This window comes from Cupriavidus consociatus (assembly GCF_017814975.1).
GTDB classification, from domain to species: Bacteria; Pseudomonadota; Gammaproteobacteria; order Burkholderiales; family Burkholderiaceae; genus Cupriavidus; species Cupriavidus consociatus.
This window is the reverse complement of sequence record NZ_JAGIQA010000008.1, coordinates 127,946-147,189: the sequence shown is the minus strand read 5'-3', so window position 1 is coordinate 147,189 and position 19,244 is coordinate 127,946. Positions and strand designations below refer to the sequence as shown.

General features: G+C 58.9%; 18 protein-coding genes. 6 read left to right on the top strand and 12 right to left on the bottom strand.

The window, feature by feature from the left end; translation table 11 throughout:
• Together J8I82_RS13430 and J8I82_RS13425 are read left to right on the top strand one after the other, a co-directional pair.
• On the top strand, positions 1-864 hold the full coding sequence (locus J8I82_RS13430; RefSeq protein ID WP_209758153.1) for a class I SAM-dependent methyltransferase: 864 nt from the start codon (positions 1-3) through the stop codon (positions 862-864).
• A gap of 581 nt (positions 865-1,445) precedes the next feature.
• A complete protein-coding gene (locus J8I82_RS13425) occupies positions 1,446-2,468 on the top strand; it encodes a zinc-dependent alcohol dehydrogenase family protein (RefSeq protein WP_209758151.1) in 1,023 nt (340 codons plus the stop codon).
• A 429-nt stretch (positions 2,469-2,897) separates the two neighbouring features.
• Here the strand turns inward: J8I82_RS13425 and J8I82_RS13420 are convergent, their stop codons facing one another.
• The 8 genes from J8I82_RS13420 to namA all read right to left on the bottom strand — a co-directional run bounded on the left by J8I82_RS13420 (position 2,898) and on the right by namA (position 12,477).
• Positions 2,898-3,812, bottom strand: a complete 915-nt coding sequence (locus J8I82_RS13420; protein ID WP_284183061.1) for a LysR family transcriptional regulator — start codon at positions 3,810-3,812, stop codon at positions 2,898-2,900.
• 134 nt (positions 3,813-3,946) lie between these two features.
• Positions 3,947-4,864, bottom strand: coding sequence for a LysR family transcriptional regulator (locus J8I82_RS13415; RefSeq protein WP_209758149.1), 918 nt, complete (start codon positions 4,862-4,864; stop codon positions 3,947-3,949).
• A gap of 48 nt (positions 4,865-4,912) precedes the next feature.
• Positions 4,913-5,887: a quinone oxidoreductase family protein gene (locus J8I82_RS13410; protein ID WP_209758147.1), complete on the bottom strand. Its 975-nt coding sequence runs from the start codon at positions 5,885-5,887 to the stop codon at positions 4,913-4,915.
• 197 nt (positions 5,888-6,084) lie between these two features.
• Positions 6,085-6,360, bottom strand: a complete 276-nt coding sequence (locus J8I82_RS13405) for a YciI family protein (protein ID WP_209758145.1) — start codon at positions 6,358-6,360, stop codon at positions 6,085-6,087.
• Between the two features lie 90 nt (positions 6,361-6,450).
• A complete protein-coding gene (locus J8I82_RS13400; protein ID WP_284183071.1) occupies positions 6,451-7,980 on the bottom strand; it encodes a CoA-acylating methylmalonate-semialdehyde dehydrogenase in 1,530 nt (509 codons plus the stop codon).
• Positions 7,981-8,085: 105 nt separating this feature from the next.
• The gene (locus tag J8I82_RS13395) at positions 8,086-9,699 is read right to left on the bottom strand and encodes an MFS transporter (protein WP_209758342.1); all 1,614 of its coding nucleotides are present in this window, start codon (positions 9,697-9,699) and stop codon (positions 8,086-8,088) included.
• 226 nt (positions 9,700-9,925) lie between these two features.
• Positions 9,926-10,816 carry a 3-hydroxyisobutyrate dehydrogenase gene (gene mmsB, locus J8I82_RS13390; protein WP_209758143.1) on the bottom strand — a complete coding sequence of 297 codons (891 nt, stop codon included), beginning with the start codon at positions 10,814-10,816 and terminating at the stop codon, positions 9,926-9,928.
• Positions 10,817-11,430: 614 nt separating this feature from the next.
• On the bottom strand, positions 11,431-12,477 hold the full coding sequence (gene namA / locus J8I82_RS13385; protein WP_209758141.1) for an NADPH dehydrogenase NamA: 1,047 nt from the start codon (positions 12,475-12,477) through the stop codon (positions 11,431-11,433).
• Positions 12,478-12,603: 126 nt separating this feature from the next.
• Between namA and J8I82_RS13380 the strand changes: the two genes are divergently transcribed.
• Positions 12,604-12,987 carry a winged helix-turn-helix transcriptional regulator gene (locus tag J8I82_RS13380; RefSeq protein WP_209758139.1) on the top strand — a complete coding sequence of 128 codons (384 nt, stop codon included), beginning with the start codon at positions 12,604-12,606 and terminating at the stop codon, positions 12,985-12,987.
• Positions 12,988-13,181: 194 nt separating this feature from the next.
• On the opposite strand, the gene J8I82_RS13375 is transcribed toward J8I82_RS13380, so the two are convergent.
• Complete coding sequence (locus J8I82_RS13375; protein ID WP_209758137.1) at positions 13,182-14,063, bottom strand: LysR family transcriptional regulator; 882 nt, start codon at positions 14,061-14,063, stop codon at positions 13,182-13,184.
• Between the two features lie 182 nt (positions 14,064-14,245).
• Between J8I82_RS13375 and mmsB (J8I82_RS13370) the strand changes: the two genes are divergently transcribed.
• Positions 14,246-15,160, top strand: coding sequence for a 3-hydroxyisobutyrate dehydrogenase (gene mmsB, locus J8I82_RS13370; protein ID WP_209758135.1), 915 nt, complete (start codon positions 14,246-14,248; stop codon positions 15,158-15,160).
• Between the two features lie 5 nt (positions 15,161-15,165).
• Positions 15,166-15,456, top strand: coding sequence for a DUF1330 domain-containing protein (locus J8I82_RS13365; protein WP_209758132.1), 291 nt, complete (start codon positions 15,166-15,168; stop codon positions 15,454-15,456).
• 248 nt (positions 15,457-15,704) lie between these two features.
• Here J8I82_RS13365 and J8I82_RS13360 read toward each other — a convergent pair whose 3' ends face one another.
• Complete coding sequence (locus tag J8I82_RS13360) at positions 15,705-16,598, bottom strand: LysR family transcriptional regulator (protein WP_209758131.1); 894 nt, start codon at positions 16,596-16,598, stop codon at positions 15,705-15,707.
• A 123-nt stretch (positions 16,599-16,721) separates the two neighbouring features.
• On the opposite strand from J8I82_RS13360, the gene J8I82_RS13355 reads away from it, so the two are divergent.
• The gene (locus J8I82_RS13355; protein ID WP_209758128.1) at positions 16,722-17,501 is read left to right on the top strand and encodes an alpha/beta fold hydrolase; all 780 of its coding nucleotides are present in this window, start codon (positions 16,722-16,724) and stop codon (positions 17,499-17,501) included.
• Positions 17,502-17,660: 159 nt separating this feature from the next.
• Here J8I82_RS13355 and J8I82_RS13350 read toward each other — a convergent pair whose 3' ends face one another.
• Together J8I82_RS13350 and J8I82_RS13345 are read right to left on the bottom strand one after the other, a co-directional pair.
• Positions 17,661-18,230, bottom strand: coding sequence for a DUF6036 family nucleotidyltransferase (locus tag J8I82_RS13350; RefSeq protein WP_209758126.1), 570 nt, complete (start codon positions 18,228-18,230; stop codon positions 17,661-17,663).
• Positions 18,227-18,892 carry a helix-turn-helix transcriptional regulator gene (locus J8I82_RS13345; protein ID WP_209758125.1) on the bottom strand — a complete coding sequence of 222 codons (666 nt, stop codon included), beginning with the start codon at positions 18,890-18,892 and terminating at the stop codon, positions 18,227-18,229. Before J8I82_RS13345 ends, J8I82_RS13350 begins: the two co-directional genes overlap by 4 nt.
• Between the last annotated feature and the right edge of the window lie 352 nt (positions 18,893-19,244).

Here is a 19,244-nt window from a genome sequence, read left to right as displayed (position 1 = left end):
ATGGCAGAGCAAAGTGCCGATCAGGTCGGTGACTGGAATGGTCAAAGCGGGGAGCGCTGGGTCGCCAACCAGGCGCGGCTCGACGCTATGGTGGCGGTGTTCGGCCAGGCCGCGATAGAAGCCGCCGCGCCCGCGACGGGTGAGCGCGTGCTGGACATCGGCTGCGGCGCGGGCGCGTCGAGTCTGGCTCTCGCAGCCCGCGTCGGCGCAGGGGGCCAAGTGCTGGGCGTGGACATATCCGAACCGCTGATCGGCCGAGCGCGCGCGCTTGCGCAACAGGATACGCCGGCCCTGTTTCAGGTGGCCGACGCCAGCAGCGCAGAGCTGCCCGAGGGCGCGTTCGACATCCTGTTCTCGCGTTTCGGGGTGATGTTCTTCGACGATCCGATAGCGGCGTTCGCCCACATGCGACGCGCGCTCCGGCCCGGCGGGCGGGTCGCTTTCGTCTGCTGGCGCGGCGCGGCCGAGAACGATTGGGTGCGCCTGCCGATGGGCGCGCTCAAGGGCATCGTCCCGCCGAGCGCGCTGCCCGATCCCGAAGCGCCCGGCCCGTTTTCGTTCGGCGATCGGGGGCGCGTGGCACGCATCCTGACGGCGGCCGGCTTCACCGATATTGCGATCGCCCCCTTCGACGCTTCCGTCCCATTCGGCGAGGGCGGGACGCGGGACGCTGCGATCGACGACGCCGTGAAGATGACACTCGAGGTCGGCCCGTTGTCGCGTGCGCTCGCTGATCAGCCCGACGACATCCGCGCCCGCGCCTCGGCCGCAGTTCGTGCCGCCTTCGCGGGCCTCCCCGGCGAGCGGTCGGTGATGATCAACGGCGCGGCGTGGATCGTCATGGCACGCAATCCGGTAAGCTGACAGGGATTAAACAGGGAGACGCCCCCGCTCGGTGGGGTGGGGCGTCTTTGGCTGGCCAAATTGTTGTCCCTCCGAGCTTGGAAGCCGCCATTACTGAGCTAGAGGCCTTGATGGCGAGGTACAGGCCGCTTCTGGCCGGTCTCGACCCGCTGGCCATTTGGGGCCGGACTCTGCAGCGCCAGAAGCGACTTCCGACCCGTCTCTGCCGTCCAGCGACTCAACGCCGAACGGCCGGAGTGGTAGATTTTCCGTCAATCGGTAGCGTTAGACTGTCCCCGTGCGCGGCCCGAATGACCGTTCGCGGCTGCTCAACGGACTGATTTTTGCCGATCCCCAGCCATGCATTGCCCGGTGCGCGCGGGGTCTGCCAGACCGCGCGCCGCCGATGATTCTCGGAAATCGGCCCATACGCGGCGCGCCTAAGGTTATTTCGAGAGGCCAGATATCCAACCCTATTCGAGCATCCCATGCAGTTCACATATGCACATAACCCGTCAACATCAAGTTGAATTTCCTCCTTTATAAATCCATGATGAAGGCCTACCCTCGCCTCAAGGCGAAGGACCGAATCAGGAGACGCCATGCGGGTATGCCAGGTTGAAGGCGAATGGAAGAGGGAGAACATTCGCATTAGTGAACGTACATTACCAATACCGAGGGACGGGCAGGTACGTGTCAAAATCTCGGCGAACGCATTGAACTACCGAGACTTGATCATTCCACTTCGCGGCTATGGCAAAAGAATGCAAGAGCTACCCCTGGTGATGCTAAGCGATGGTGCTGGCATTATTGACGCAGTAGGACGTGGCGTCACGCAGGTTCAGGTCGGGGATCGGGTGTGTCCAGTTTTCTACCAAAGCTGGCTGAGTGGTGCGCCCGACAACGCGCGCTTCCGGTTTAGCCTGGGCTGTGAGCAAGATGGCACGATGGCGGACTATATCGTGCTCCCGGCGGACGGGGTCTGTGCAGCGCCAAGCCATCTGACAGACGTTGAGGCTGCAACGCTCCCGACGGCTGCGGTAACTGCTTGGCGGGCGTTGGTCACGGAAGGGCGAATCAAGCCGGGCGACACGGTGCTGATCCAGGGGACTGGGGGCGTTTCCCTTTTCGCCCTGCAATTCGCCAAGCTCCTTGGTGCTCGTGTCATTGCCACATCTTCGAGCGATCAAAAGCTTGCGAAAGTGCATGCGCTGGGTGCGGACGAAACCATAAACTATCGTGAGAACGAGCAATGGGGGAAAGTCGCACGAGAGATCGCCGGCGGCACTGGCGTGGACCACATCATCGAGGTGGGTGGTGCGGGAACGCTCGAGCAGTCCCTACGCGCAATACGTACCGGTGGAACGATCAGCTTGATAGGTGTGCTCGCCGGCTCAGATTGCAACGTGCCCTTAGGGCAGGTCGTGACGCGTCACATCAAACTGCAGGGCATTACCGTCGGCAGCCGGGATGATTTCGAAGCGATGGCCAAAGCTATCGCCCAGCACAAGCTCCGCCCGGTGATTGACCGAGTGTTTGATTTCGGTGAATTGGGCATGGCGCTTGACTACCTTTCCAGCGGGCAGCATTTCGGGAAGGTCTGCATACAACATGACAAGGCTTAAATATCCTGAGCATCGCGTACGCGCTGATGATGCTCGCACCCCTAGAATCCAACACGTTTTTATCATGACTCCGGCCAGGCACATCTATGTAGTAAGCATGATTGCCGGACTCGCTATCCTGGATTGCTGCTCCAGCCGGGCCTCGGCCGCAGCAATGGTCGAGGTCGCTGCGCCGGAAAAGACCGCTGCTGCACCGCGCACGTCTATCTGCACGAGTGTCGCCTCGGCCCGTGACGGGCCCGGGCTGCAGAAGCACGCACAGGAACCGGTAGCTTGTATGCCTCGAAGTGGGGTGCCCTGGTAAGCGTCCGCTTCCGGTCGGCATATCGATGGCTACGACCTGAGTGGTTGGTATCAAGTAAGACCGGCAAAAAAGGTCACCCTAGGCAGGTTCGGACCTGTACCATGTCGTCGACCGGGATGCCACGATTATGCATCTCGCATGAATAGCGCCAAGTTGTCCTGGACTAGTCTCGCGACGAAGCTGGCCACCACGCGAATATGAGCTGCCTTGCGATGATCCTCGTGCACATGCATATGGAATGATCGCGTCAAGCTGAACTGCCCGGGAAGCACGGCTACGAGATCGGGAAATGATGCTGCAATATACGCAGGCAGGATTGCCAGCCCGTGTCCACCCGCCGCCGCGAAAACTTGAGGCAGCAACGCCGAGCTGCGGATGCGTGGCTGAATACCTGCATCGATTGCGTGCAGATAGTTGAGTTCGGGCGCAAACAGCCCCTCCTCGACATAACCGACAAAGGGATGGTCTTTAAGGTCCTGCATCGCCGTGATTGGCGCCGCATGTCGCAGATAGGCTTTGGAGCCATACACAAACATGCGGTAATCGGTAAGCCGTCGTGAGGCTACCCGTAGATGCTGCGCGCCGGAAAGGCTGATTGCGATATCCGCTTCCCGTTTGGATAGGCTGAAGATCCTTGGCGCTGCGAAGATCTCAATCTCCAGGCGCGGATTTGCTTCGGTCAGCTCATGAACCCGCGGTGCGAGAAAGTGTGAACCAAATCCGTCAGGCGCACCGATGCGCACGACGCCTTCCACTTCATTGGTTTCGGCACCTGCCATCGCGCGAGAGGTATAGAATGCGCTCTCGATGCCTTGCACGATTTCAAGCACTCGCTCTCCTTCTGGCGTGAGAACGTAACCGGTCGTGCTCTTATGGAACAGGCGGTTGTTCAGTCCACTTTCCAGTGAGCGAATGCGCCGGGACACTGTCGTGTGTTCTGTGCCGAGCCGCTCTGCGGCCGCCGACAGCGTGCCGGTACGCGCCACGGCAAGAAAATAGCGGTAGTCGTCCCAGTTTTCCGATAGCTTTCTGGATGCCACGATGCACCTTTGAGGTCTGTATTGATCTCCTGTAGTAATTCTGATTTGTGCAAAACAAACCGAATAACTATGCTTTCACCCAAGTTTCAGCAATGTCGCCCCCGTCAGGACATCCTCACCGGGGGGGGCTGGACTCAGGCCCATGGCGGCTTCTGAACAAACTTCTCTTCAATCCATTGTTTGAATAGCTTCAGTTTTGCAGGGGTGTGTTTGATCGACGGCGTGACGAAGTAGATGCCGGAACGCGCGTCAAGACACCATTGTGGTAACACGCGGACGAGCTTCCCGGATGCAATATCCCGGCTCATCAACCAGTCGCCGCCCGCAATGATGCCGACACCTCGCACCGCTGCCAGAAGCAGCGTTGAATTCTCGTTGCTGGAAAGATTTCCGCGCACAGTAACCGTCTCCTTACGGTTTCCATCCGAAAGCTTCCATGCAGGGTACGTGGCAAGCCCGGTGAAGCCGAGGCAATTGTGGCGGACCAAGTCAGCCGGCGTTTCCGGCATGCCGCGCTTGCGCAAGTACTCTGGCGAAGCACAGAGAATCCTGTGGTGGTCACATAGCTTCCTGGCCCGTAGCCGGCTGTCAGTCAACTCACCCACACGAATCGCCGCATCGAAACCCTCCGCGATGATGTCCACAAACTGCTCGGAGTATTCCGCGTGAACGATCAGATCAGGGTTCATTGATGCGAACTCGGTAATCAAGGGAGCCAGCCACAGCCGCCCCAGCGCACCCGGCAGAGCGAGACGAAGCGTTCCCGTTGCCTGTACCGCAGCTTCGGACACCTCGCGTTCGGCATCCGCCAATACCGTCTCTGCTTCGCGCAACCGTTGGATGTAGCGGATTCCTGCTTCAGTAAATCGGACGTGCCGCGTCGAGCGTTCGACCAGGCGAACGCCAAGCCGTGACTCCAGCTCCGCGATCCGCTTTGAAATCACGGTTGGATGTCGTTGCAGAATCTTGCCCGCCTGGGCAAAGGTACCGCCGTCGTGTAAGGCTAGCAGTGCCCCGATCTGGTCGGCATGTTGGCTTTCGAATGCGCTCATTGTGGCGGCCGGCACGATGCGCCATCGGTGGCTCGGCTTCTCATGACGTCAGGGCTTCAGTATAACGGCGCCCTCTGTCTTGCCTTGCTCAAGCAGCGCATGGGCTGTCCGTACGTCGGAAAGGGAGAAAATGTGCCTGGGATCGGCGCGGATAATGCCGGTCTCCAGCGCGCGTAGCACCTCATGCGCCCGTTGCTGGTATACCTCTGATGATGCCGTATGCGCCGCCAGCGAGGGGCGTGTCAGGTACAGGGAGCCTTTGGCATTCAGCGTCGATACGCTGACGGGAGAGGGCGCACCTGAGGTCATGCCAAACGACACCATGAGGCCGCGCGGGCGGAGACAATTCAGCGAGGCATCGAAAGAAACCTTCCCCACGCCGTCATACACCACGTCTGCCATCCGGCCCCGCGTGATGTCCGCCACCTGCTCACCCATTGTGGCCGAGTCAAACACCAGCACATGATCACAGCCCGCCGCACGGGCCCGCTCGACACTCGCGGATCGCGACACCACGCCGATGACACGCGCGCCCAGATGCCTGGCCCACGGGACCATGATCTGGCCCAGTGCCCCGGCAGCGCCATAGATGACAGCCACCGTGTCGTTGCCAACCGGGTAGGTAGTGGTCAGGAGATACTGCGCAGTAATCCCTTTGAACAGCACCGCCGCCGCCGAATCAAAGCTTACGGCGTCCGGTAGCCTGACCAGTCGCTCAGCCGGATATTGTCTGCCGCTCGCATATGCGCCCAGCGGACCTGTTGCGTAGCCCACGCGCTCCCCCACATGGAAAGCTGTGACACCCTCGCCCACAGCACCAACAGTGCCAGCGCCCTCGAGGCCGAGTCCCGACGGCAGTGTCACTGGCGCGTCTCCGCGGCGTTGACTGACATCAAGTGGATTGACCCCGATTGCCAACTGGTCCAGCCAGACTTCGCCAGGTGCCGGCCTCTCACGACCGACGTCGCAGCATTGCAGCACCTCCACGCCACCTGTTGTAGATATCCGAACCGCTAAGGCCATTCGATGACTCCTTGTATACCTGGAATGAAGCTGTGTGTCCCTAACAGTAGGCGCTTGCGAGCTGCCTCGCAAGAGCATCGCATGCATTGATATGCTGCATGGCTTGCAGCAATGTCGCCATCAGGCTGGCGGAATGACCGTTGTATAAGAAAAGGGGCCGCGATACCATCGCGGCCAGAAGGACACCACCAGAAGACTCAGATCGCCTTGATAAATGGATGCACGTTCATGTCTTTCCAGACCTTGTTGATATAGAAAGGATCGCCATGCCCAAAGGCGCAGGCTTCTTCCAGATCGCGGGCTTCGACGAGCAGCATGCTGCCGATGCGCCGCTCTCCCCGCGTATCAGTCAGCGGGCCCGCAGCAACGATGGGGATAGGCGCCGATGACAGATAGGCACGATGTGCAGCATAGTACTGGTCGCGCGCTTGGGGCGTCGCCGGGTCGTCCAGACAATAGATGACGAAATGCATAATCTCTCCTTGACGTTGCCAGGTGCCGGACTGTGGCAGAGCCCGCGAAAGCGATTCGGGCCATACCTGCCGCGCCGTCACGCCATTCACCTATCGCAGCGCAATCGTGGTATTTACGCCTTCATTGAAGGTCGCATCGTCAAACCAGCGCGCCGTAACCGTCTTCGTCTGCGTGTAGAAGTGGATCACTTGCTTGCCATACGCGCCCAAATCACCGAGCTTCGAGCCGCGTGACCCGGTGAAACTGAAGATGGGGACCGGTACCGGAATGGGAATATTGATGCCGACCTGGCCAACATCGATCTCACTCTGGAACTTGCGCGCCGCCGCCCCGCTTTGGGTGAAGACGCTGACACCATTTCCCATCGGATTGCGATTGATCAGTTCGATAGCGTCGTCCAGCGAGTCCGCCTCCATCACACAGATCACGGGCCCAAAGATTTCTGTCTCGTAGACGGTCATGCCCGGCGTGACATCCGAGAAGACCGTCGGACCGATGAAGTTTCCTTCGGCGTAGCCATCGACCGCAATATCCCGCCCGTCGAGCGCGAGGGTTGCACCTTCCTTCACGCCGGCTTCGATCAGGCTAAGGATGCGCGCCTTGGCCGCGCGTGACACGACTGGACCGACGTCGGTACCCGGCACCGTGCCGGCATTGACCTTGAGGCCGCGCGCACGGTCAACAAGATCGGGCAGCCACTCTTGAGACGCGCCAACCAGCACCACCACCGACGTGGCCATGCACCGCTGTCCCGCGGCACCGAAGCCCGCACCAGCCAGCGCATTGAGGGTCTGCTCCTTGTTCGCGTCCGGCAGGACCACTGCATGGTTCTTCGCGCCCATCATCGACTGGACGCGCTTGCCATGTTGACTGCCAAGGTTGTAGACGTGCGTGCCAACATGGGTCGAACCGACGAACGAGATGGCCTTGATGTCGGGATGCGTGCAGATGGCATCCACGACTTCCTTGCCACCGTGGACCACGTTGAGCACGCCAGCCGGGACGCCGGCCTCCAGTGCAAGCTCCACCAGTTCCATCGTGGACAATGGATCCTGCTCCGACGGCTTGAGAACGAAGGTATTGCCACAGACGATCGCCATCGGGAACATCCACAACGGAATCATCGCCGGAAAGTTAAATGGCGTGATGCCCGCGCAAACGCCGATCGGCTGCCTTAACGTGTACGTGTCCACCTTGCCAGCGACATTCTCCGCGAATTCTCCCAGTTGCAGCGTGCCGACTGAGCATGCGTGCTCGACGACTTCTAGACCGCGGAAGATGTCGCCCTCGGCGTCCGGAAGCGTCTTTCCCTGCTCCGCGGTCAACGTCTGCGCGATGCGCTTCGTGTTCTGGCGCACCAGCTCCTGGAACTTCAGCATCACCCGCATGCGCGTGCCGATCGGTGTCACGCTCCACGTACGGAACGCCTGCTGCGCGGCCGCCACAGCGGCATTCAGCTCGCCCATCGTGGCAAAGGGCACGCGACCAATTACCGCTTGGGTCGCCGGATTGACGATATCGCGCCATTCTTCACTCTTCGATTCGACGAAAGCCCCGTCGATCAGCAGCTTTGCGGTACGCAGGCCTTGCACTCCATGGATGTTTCTTTCAACAGCGATATTCACAGATCACTCCTTTTGATTGAACCCTCTTTCTCAAGCCTGGGCGGAAACAGCGGAGGCTAGTTCCGCCCGCTGGTCTGCCGGACCAGCCGTGCACAGCGGCTAGTCGACGCTTGTGCCGCGCGTCTCCCGCACGAAGAACAGGCAAACGACGCAGCTCATTGCCGCGATCACGATCGGGTACCACAATCCCGAATAGATGTTGCCTTGGGCTGCAACGATCGCGAAGGCAGTGGCAGGCAGGAAGCCACCGAACCAGCCATTGCCGATGTGGTACGGCACGGAAAGGCAGGTGTAGCGGATGCGCGCGGGGAAGCACTCCACCAGCATGGCTGCCATCGGCCCGTACACCATGGTGCCGTACAGCATGAGGATGACGAGGATAAGGATGGTCATCGTGACGTTGACGCGAGCAGGATCAGCGGCACGCGGGTAGCCAGCCTCGGTCAATGCCTTCACCAGTGCAGCGTTGAATGCGGCCCCCTTGTCTTTGGCGTTCTCCGAAGCCGCATCATAGGAGGCAATCTGGACCGAGCCCACCACGATCGTTGCAGTCTGTGGTGCGGTTGCAGGCTGGTTTTCATAGCTCAAGCCTGCTTTCGACAATGCGGCTTTTGCTACGTCGCAGGAGCTCGTAAACTTTGCCGTCCCAACCGGATTGAACTGGAATGAGCACTCCTTCGGATCCGCGATCAGGACAATCGGCGAGCTCTTCTGCGCGGCTTCCAGGGCAGGATTGACGTAGTGCGTCAATGCCTTGAACAGCGGCATGTAGGTCAGCACGGCAAGCAGGCAGCCGATAAACATGATCGGCTTGCGCCCGATCCGATCAGATAGCATCCCGGCTACGACGTAGAACGGGGCGGAGATCAGGAGCGCGGCAATGAGGATCGTGTTTGTCATCGACCCTTCCAGCTTCAATGTTTCGGTAAGGAAGAACAATGTGTAGAACTGGCCGGTGTACCAGACCACAGCTTCACCGGCAGTGACACCGAACAGGGCAATGAGCATGAGCCGGACGTTTTTCCACTGCCCGAAGGCCTCCTTGACGGGTGCCTTGGACGTCTTGCCTTCGTCCACCATCTTCTGGAATGCCGGCGATTCGCTGAGCTTCAGGCGAATCCACACCGAGATGCCCAGCAGCACGATCGAGAGCAGGAACGGGATACGCCATCCCCAGGCACTGAATGCCTCTTCGCCAATAAGCGTCCGCACACCGAGAATGACGAGCAGCGAAAGAAACAGTCCGAGAGTCGCGGTCATCTGGATCCATGAGGTCCAGCCTCCCCGCTTGCTTGCTGGGGCGTGCTCGGCCACGTAGGTTGCAGCGCCACCATACTCCCCGCCCAATGCGAGACCTTGCACCAGCCGCATTGCCACGAAGAAGATCGGCGCGAAAATGCCGATGGTGGCGTAACCAGGCAGCAAACCTACGAAGAACGTAGAAGCGCCCATCAACAGGATGGTCACAAGGAACGTGTACTTGCGGCCGAGCATGTCGCCCAACCGACCAAACACCACTGCACCGAGAGGCCGCACGGCAAAGCCGGCGGCGAAGCTGAGCAGGGTAAAGATGAAGGCGGCCGAGGGGCTCACCCCTGCAAAAATGGCCTTGCTGATAAAAGGTGCAAGCGCGCCAGCAAGGAAGAAGTCATACCATTCAAAAATGGTACCCAACGAGGACGCGAACACTACTGTGCGGCTGCGGCCCGTCATTTTCTCGGGCCGAGTCGACTCTTCGATAGTTGTGGTTAGCATGGAATGTCTCCGATTGGAAGTGGCTTTCATGAACCACTTTCCTATGGATGCAGCATCGCAATTGGCACAGCCCGTAACGACCATGCGAAGGTGCTGAAGCATCGCGACCGATGCCCTGTGAGTGCCACAGCGACGGCCAGCCAGCGCATGGCGGCCGGCCGCGGCCAGTGGCGGTGCGGGGTCCTCAGGTGTTTCTGGACAGGTGCAGAACCAGCGACGTTGCGTCGAGATCCGCACCACCGGCTTCCGCGTGGCGGGTCATCAGCGCGTATGCCGTTTCAGCGGTTTCCAGGCGGGCGCCCACCTCGCGTCCTGCTTCGACGGCGAGGCTCAGATCCTTGGCCAGGAGCCAGGTCTTGAAGCCTGGTTTGTAGCCATTCGACGCCGGCGATGCCTCGACCACCCCCGGTGCCGGATTCCAGAGACGGAAGGACCAGTTGTCGGCGGACGACCGCGTAGCGATCTCGAAGAACGCCTTCATGTCGAGACCAAGCCGCTGTCCCAGGGCAGTCGCCTCGCAGTTGACCGTGACGCTGACTGCCATGATCAGGTTGTTCACTACCTTGGCGGCTTGACCTGCACCCGGACCACCCACGTAGGCGATGTAGTCGCCAAGGGGTTGCAGCAATTCGGTGGCCTGCCCGGCATACTTCTTGTCGCAGCCGATCATGAACGTCAGCGTGCCATCGCGGGCACCCTCAGTGCCGCCAGAGACCGGCGCCTCGACAAATACAACACCAGCCTTCTCTGCGGCGGCATGCAGCTTGCGCGCATAGTCGATGCCGATCGTCGAGCAGTCAATCACGATCGTGCCGGGACGCGCGCTTGCAAACACGCCATTGGCCAACGTCATGACTTCGTGGACATCGGCGCCGGAAGGCAACATGCTGTACACGACGTCTGCGTCCTTGCACGCCGCGGCGATCGTATCGGCAACCAGCACGCCATTAGCAGCGGCGCTCTCGCGCGCCGTGGCGTCAATGTCTACACCGCGGACGGTGTAGCCCGCCTTGATCATGTGTTTGGACATGGGGTTACCCATCAGGCCGAGGCCAATCCACGCAATAGTGGGCATGGCGATGCTCCTTTTCTAACGATGTTTGGTAGTGGCAATGAAGTCCGACGCTTTGGAGCCCCTGCGTCTCCTGGACAGTGGCGAGCTCCTGGACTGCGACGAATCTTAGGGGCCGCAACGGCGATGGCACAGTGCACTGGCGGCCAATGGCTGTGCAAAAATGTGGGAACCGTAGATAGCTGAGGGCCGCGCTCGATCCAGCATTAGCTAGCGCTGCATCAGCGATAGGTGTCGCCTGCCCGGCGACATGGCGGACATGGGCTGCAGGAGCGCCGGTTAGGCCCCGCCACGACAGGGCAAGCGCCCCGTTTGCACATCCTGAGACACGCGCCTGAATCGTGGTGAGACCGCTTTGTTGGCAGGCCGCTCCTGCCCATCATTGAACTGGCGGCTTACGCATCTGACAATGCATGGTTCATTGCGAGACCACTGCGCGATCACGTGCAGACCATTGCGGATACTCGGCCTCACCAATGCGCCCGCGCGGAGTTCTTCTTGCCAATGAATTGACTGCGCGCTGATATTGTTCATGATGCAGCCATATGCGACAAATGGCTCGCCAACGAATTGGCGAGCCATTCAAAGAGCCGTTCGATGTCTGGGAACCTATAGGCTTACGCACCCAGCCTGGTGTCTAGCCAGACCGAGCCGTAGCGGGTGTAGGAAGGAGGGGTTTCGATGTGCTCCTTCAAGTCGTCAGCCGCGCTACGCACCCAGAAGGGGTCTCGGAGCATCTGCCGGCCCACGAACACCAGATCGGCGCGGCCATTTCGCAGGATCTCTTCAGCTTGGCGACCATTCTGGATCAATCCAACTGCACCGGTGGCAATGCCGATCTCCCGCCGGAGCAGTTCGGCGGCCGGTACCTGATACCCCGGATACGCCTGTACCTTGATCATCTTGATACCGCCAGAACTGCAATCGATCAAGTCCACGCCCTGAGCTTTCATCCAGCGGCCATATTCGAGGAACGACTCCGGAGTGTTGCCGCCTTCACTGTAGTCGGTGCTGGAAATCCGCACGAACAGAGGACGGTCTCCCCAATGCCGTTTCACCTCATCGATGATCTCACGCACGATGCGATAACGGCGCTCCGCATCGCCCCCATATTCGTCCTCGCGCGTATTCGCCAATGGCGAGAGGAACTCGTTCAGCAGATAGCCATGCGCGGTATGGAGTTCCAGTACGTCGAAACCGGCGTTGCGGGCACGGCGTGCTGCGCGGCCAAAGGATTGGACAAGCTCTGGGATTTCCTCCACCGCGATTTCGCGAGGAACCCGACTTTGAGGAGTGAATGGGATAGCTGAAGGGGCGATACGAACGACACCTGGCAAGTCCGCATTACGGCCTGCATGGCCGATCTGGGCGCCAACCTTGGCACCTAAGCTGTGGAGCAGATCGGTCAGGCCGCGCAGGCCCGCGACATGATCATCACTCCAGATCCCGAGATCGCCCTGACCAATGCGCCCGTCCGCATGGACGGCTAAGGTTTCAAAGAAGATCAGGCCGGCTTGGCCCAGGGCACGAGCGCCATAGTGAACGCGATGCCAATCGGTAACCAAACCATCTTCACCAGCGCTATGCATGCACATCGGAGACATGACAACCCGATTTTTCAGTTTGAGGCCTTTGATTTCGAAGGGGGATAACAACAGACTCATCTTTGCTCCGTTAGGTTTTACGTGAGCCGATGCTAAACTTAACCAACGATTTTCGTAAGTACGCACAATCTTGTGCAGTAGGCACATTTTTTATACCGCTATCACTATCTGGTCGAGGACCTTGAGATGAAGCTTGGAATTCCCCATGGAGAGGTCGAGGCATTCGCCTGCCCCGTCACTTTTACTGTTGATGTGATAGGAGGGAAATGGAAATCGCTGATCCTTTTTCACCTTATGTCCGGAACCCGTCGCTTCAACGAATTAAGACGTTTGATTCCGGAAGTGACTCAGCGGATGCTTACGCTGCAACTGCGTGAACTCGAGGCCGGCAGTATCATCGCAAGGGAAATTTATCGGGAGGTCCCGCCAAAGGTGGAATACTCATTGACGGCGCTTGGCTTGACGCTAGTACCTCTGGTTAGCGCGATGCGCGACTGGGGCGCGGCCCATGAGCAAGTAATCATGGCCCGCCGACAAGCCGTCAAGAGCAATAGCGGAAGTGAAGCTTAGCCGATCCGCTCGCTAAGGCTTCATCGCCGAGAGCCACCTGCATTGGTTCCGCCCCTCTCCCAGTGACTCGCCAGCGCGGTGCTAATGGCAGCAGTCGGCAAATCTTTAGCTGGTGGGAATTCAGCTTACGCGTCCCGCTTCGCCGGACTACGCGGGAGAAGTTCAATGTTTACTCAATGCCGACAGCCCCTGCCTTACGGTAGCAGCAGATGTTGGTCCCGCTGAGCGTAGTCGCGCAACAACTGCCACACCTTTTTGAATCGGCCGACGTTCTTCAGTTCGGCATGCATGGTGATCCAGTAGCTTTTTCGGATCGCAATTTTGCCCTCAAGTATCGGAACCAATCCCATCTCGGCCGTCACCAGGTATGCGGGGAGAATCGCAATGCCTAGTCCCGCCTGTGCCGCGGAGCGTTGCGCCAGGATGCTCGTGCTGCGAAACCTGGTGCTGCCGGGCCGAGTCAAATGACTTGGATTTGGAACATCCTTTGCCAGCACCATTCCTGCAACGTAGTCGATAAACGCATGGCCTGCGAGATCGTCTGTCTTCACGATCGTCGGGACGGTCGCAAGATATCCCGCTGAGGCGTACAGACCCAGGCTGTATTCAGCGAGTTTCGAAACAATGTAGGGACCACGCTGCGGCCGGTCAATGGTGATGACGATGTCAGCTTCGTTGCGGGGCAAGGGAATCGCTCTCGGCAAGGCCAGAACATCGATAGCCAGCCCTGGGAATCGGCGCATGATTTCCGCAGCATGCAGGGGCAGCAGCGAAGTCCCATAACCTTCATTGCAGCCAACCCGGATCAAGCCATTGATATCCGATGAGGGCAGACTTGCCTCCACAACGGCATAGGCTCGCTCCATCTCTTCCACTTTAGCCAACAGCGCGATACCTCTATCCGTTAGTTCATAGCCAGACGCGGTCCGCACAAAAAGTGGGCTTCCGAGCGCCTTCTCCAAAGCGTGAATCCGCCTCGCTACCGTGGTGTGTTCCACGCTAAGCCTCCTGGCGGATACGGTCAACTTTCCCGTACGTGCCAGTTCCAGAAAGAATCTGAGGTCATCCCAATTCATCTTGCGTTCCACATGGAGACATGTGCAATTCTGCACAGTGAGTGTGCATGATACATGACGGCTTTCGGAGCGCTGCTCGTGATACGTTTAGGTCCTCGAATGGAATTACGTCATCTATCCGTCATTGAAGGAATCGCTTAGCGGTTTTTCAACGGACAAAAATAGACAAGAAGAGGAGACTTATGTCAGTAATTGGCTTCATAGGACTCGGCAATATGGGCCTGCCCATGGCGACGAACTTGCTCAAGGCAAACCATGGTTTGAAGGTCTTTGATCTGAATCCCGTTGCGCTGGAGACGATCAGGAAATTAGGCGCCACAGTGTCAGCGCATGCCATTGATGCGTCGCAGGATGTGGATGTTGTGATCACCATGCTGCCGAATGGCAGCGTCGTAGAGTCGACGTACCTTGGCGAACATGGGATTCTGCAGCAGGCCAACCGTGAACCAATCTATATTGATTGCTCCACCATTGCTCCCGAGTCGTCAAAACGGATTGCCGACGCAGCGAATCAACACGGCCTCGAAGTTGTCGACGCGCCGGTTTCCGGAGGGATCATGGGTGCGCGCGAAGGAACGCTTTGCTTTATCGTCGGCGGCGAAGCGGGAACGGTAGGAAAGATCGATCCCATACTTCGCGCAATGGGTAAGACCGTCATCCATGCCGGCGGACATGGTACAGGGCAATTGGCGAAAATTTGCAACAACTTGCTCGCAGCCGTGTTGATGACCGGCACCGCGGAGGCGCTGGCATTGGGAGTCAGGAACGGGCTTTCACCTGACATCCTGTCGGAGGTGATTCGGAACAGCAGCGGACGCAACTTTATGATCGATCGCTGGAACCCGTGGCCTGGCATCCTGCCAGATGTGCCATCAAGCCATGATTACAACGGTGGCTTCCAGGTCAATCTCATGCTCAAGGATCTGGCCCTGGCATTGGACTGTGCCCAAGCTTCACAGGCAAGCGTTCCACTCGGATCCCTGGCCAGAAATCTGTTTTCCCTATATAGCGAGGCCGATGAAGATAATCCGTTTTCTGATATATCCAGTATCCAACAATTTTTCTACCGAAATCCTAAACATATAGAAAATAGGTGACTATGATGACTAAAGCTTATTGGGTTGCACATGTGGAAGTTTTCGACGCGGACGCCTATACCATCTACGCAAAGGGCGCGACGGAGAGCTTTAGAAAATATGGTGGAAAGCCGTTGGCAAGGGGCGGATTCACGCAACATCTGGAAGGAGAAAGCCGGCCAAGGAATGTCGTGGTCGAGTTTGAGAGCATGGAAGCAGCGCTGGCGTGCTACAACTCGCCGGAATACCAAGCGGCAAAATCTCACCGGGAAGGTAAGGCTGTCGCCGATCTGATGATCATGGAAGCAGTTGAATAGCGGACGTTCGCAGACGGCGAACGATGGATTAGGGGCGGTCCCGAGAACGGCGCCGACCCCGGGGCTTTCCTCACCTGTCACTTAACTATTTGAACATCCGGCACACGCGCTTCCAAAAATCGGCGCAATTCCGGCTTTGGCATGTGATGCGCCGCACCCCGACCGCGGACGGATACCGGCGCTATAACGCATGGATACGGCGCAGGTCCGAACCGGGCTATTTTTCCGCCCTTGGAGCGCGCTTCTGGCTACATTCGATTTGCACCGAACCTCTGCACTGCAAAGTCCAGAAAACTCCGCAGCTTCGGCGTCATTCGTCTATCAGATGCATACAGTGCATGTAACGGGCGGGCAGGCGGCTCATACTCCGGCAAAAGCCTGACTAAGCGCCCGGCCTTGATCTCTTCAGAAACCAGTTCGTGCGGCTGCAGAAGTACACCCATACCTGCAACTGCAGCTGCCCGAAGCGCCTCGCCGCTGTTGGTCGAGAATCTGCCGAGAATCGGCACGGACACGCGCCCGTGGGGCCCGTCAAACGACCAGTGTGTACGTAGCGACGTGTGCGAAAAAACCAGGCATTCATGATGCCGGAGATCTTCTGGCGTTCGCAAAGGAGCAGCTGACTTGAGATAGTCGGCTGATGCGCAGAGGAGCAGCCGATGCGGTGCCAGGGGTCTCGCAAGCAAGGAGCTGTCTGGAAGCGGCCCAGTCCGGAAGACAATATCGAAACCCTCGTCCACCAGGTCTACCGTGCGGTTGGTGAGATATAGGTCCAGGGAGACCTCCGGGTGCTGCCTGAGGTACGCCGGGATTTCGGGTGTCAGCGCATGACTGCCAAAGGTAATTGGCGCGCTGACGCGAAGCCGGCCCCGCGGTTTCGAGCGAGTCTCCGCAATCATTGATTCGGCCAGCTCCATTTCCGCAAGGATGTTCTTTGCCTGCTCGTAAAAGACTTGGCCGCTGTCCGTCAGGCTCTGACTGCGAGTCGTGCGGTTCAGCAGTTTGACGCCCAGGCTCTGTTCCAGCGCCCGTATCTGCTTGCCCGCGAGCTGCGACGACAGGTTCAAGTCCTTGGCGGCAGCGGAGATAGAGCCAGCTTCCACGGCTCGCACAAAAACCTCCATGCATCTCAGTCTGTCCATTTGAAACGTCTAGTTTATTGTCTTGAGCATTTCGCATCATTTTACCCGCATTGTTTCTGACGTACACTCACCACATCGCAACCGGCTGTCCATGGGGTTAGCCTCAACTTGGAATAAGAACTGATGCAATCGATCTCGAAAAATGCAATTCTTGCCGCGACTTTGGGAACCGCTGCCTTGGCCTCGACTGCAGCCCCGATCGGCAACCTCGACGCCCAGAAGCCTACTGTGCTGCTGGTTCATGGCGCATTTGCCGACGGCTCGTCATGGAACCAGATCATTCCGATACTTCAGCAAAGAGGACTGAAGGTCGTGTCGGTCCAAAACCCGCTGAACTCTCTGGCCGCCGACATTGCTGCGACACGGCGTGCTCTTGACATGCAGACCGGTCCGGTGGTTCTGGTGGGACACTCATGGGGTGGCGTCGTCATCACCGTGGCGGGCCAGCATGAGAACGTCAAGTCGCTGGTCTACGTCGCTGCGTTCGCCCCCTCAGTAGGGCAATCGGTGGTTGACTTGTCCAAGGGCTATCCAACTCCATCAGGTTTCAACCATATCGTCACGGACAAGGAGGGATTTCTGACGCTCAGTCCTGAAGGTGTGGAGAAACACCTCGCCCAAGACGTTACGACGGAACAAGCAAGACTGATGGCCGCCACACAAGGTCCCGTGCGCGGAACAAATTTCGAGGAAAGGGTTTCTGCCGCTGCCTGGATGACGAAACCGTCGTGGTATGTAGTGAGCGAGGAAGACCGCATGCTGCCGCCGGCTCTGCAGACGGCGATGGCGCAGAAGATCTCGGCTCACGTGGTGAGCCTGCCGGCCGGGCATGTGCCTCAGCAGTCCCGACCCGTTGATGTCGCGAACGTTATTCTCACAGCTGTGGCGCACGCATCAAAGTAGCAGTCGGTTGGGGCGTTGCAGCAGGTCGGCGCGGAGGCGGGTTTCCAGAGGAGACGAGAATACGTCCGAAAACGGGCGCTTATGGCGAGTTGCCGAGCACCCCGCAACGTTGTTGCTACACCTACGAGCCGAACGTAACCAAAGACAAGGTAGCTCCCACTAGGCGTCGTCGCCATCGGGAACCGCATAACCTTGGTCCCGCAAGGCCTTCGTCCAGCGCTTGATGCGAGCACGCAGTCGTCCCTGTGCAGCTTTTTCTATCGGCATATCGTCGACGCGGCTGATCGCTGTGAGCGGCAAAACATAGCCGTATTGGATTAGGGCCATACAAAAGACGCGGTCCTTATCGCGATCCGCTACCGCCTTCGCCATAAACAGGTCAACGACGTCCAAGCAATAGCCAACCCGCCCATTCGTGCCCGCCGTCTGAATGCGTTGCAAGCGGTTTTGCCATCCGGCAGGCAGGCACGCAGTCTCAGGCCCGACGCCCTGCGCATAGTAACCATACGTCTCGTGAAAACGTGAACCTTCGCCGATGGCGGCATCAATCGCATCTGCCTTGTCGACAGCGTTGAGCGGGTAGATGTCGGCCTCCGCAGACATCGTGAAGACCGCCGGAGGGTTGGGGATCGGCCCGAGGATCGATTGGCTGCCGACGACAACGAACTCGTATTCGTTCGTGATGTCGGCCGCAGCCCGAATGATGTGCTCCAAATCTTCCCGGTTCATTCCTGATCCCCGAGGACAACACCTTTCTTCAACGCCTGGATTTGTGCAAGCACCTCCTGCCGAACGGCATCAGGTAGAACCGTCGGTAAGGGAGAAGCCTGGCGAAGCTCTTGAGCACGTCGAGTTCGGCCAAGCACTTTGCGCCACGACCGGTTCGCAAGAATCGTCTCCCACTCCGACCAAAGTGAATCAGACCGTGAGTCTCCCTGCGAGCGCCATCCCTTCAGCACCTCTTGGGCCCGACCCAGTAGCGCAGGGTCCTCATGAATCATGCGGATCGCCTCCTTGTGGAGCGCCATGCTCTGCAAGTCCTGAGCTTGATGGCGGCTGGGATCCGTCGTCACCATAACCTGCACCTGCGGTCTGGTACGCTTGGAAGAGGCGGCTGCTGAATTCGCCGGTGGGGGCTGGAACGTGTCGCTGACTAACAGTGCGAGGTCACCGGCCACACCGAGGACCGACATGACGCGAAGGTAAGTGCCCATCGTCGGCGCGGGGTCACCTGCCTCGACGGCAGAGAGTGTGGTCCGTGAGATTCCCACGCGCTTGGCCATCTCGACCGTGCTCATGTTCTGGGCCTTCCGCAGGCGCTTGATGCGGTCGCCGAGTTGCAGCAACAAGTGACGTTCTAGGACTGTGGTAGTATCAGTAAAGGCTGGCATATGTTCAGTATTCTAGTCAAAATATGGAAATTAGACTAGTTTGCTGTACATATTCCACTTGATCGACAGTTCGCGTAGTTTGAACCCGAAGTATCGCCTGCTGAACCACTTGGGAGCGTATCCGAGCGAGACCTTGTCTACGCACTGCATTGACAAATGAGGCGAACTCCTTCGCATCCTGAAGTCTCAGCCAGCGAGTCAGCGGGCAGTTGCGCCTGCCTGATTGATTTGCCGCGATCCCCCAGAAGCCACCGCCGTTGGACGCTGCCCAGTTTATACATAACGTCCGGAGGGCGATTTTGCGGTTGTGCTGGGGCGGGGAGCCTAGGTTTGCCTGGCGGCGCGGAGCAGC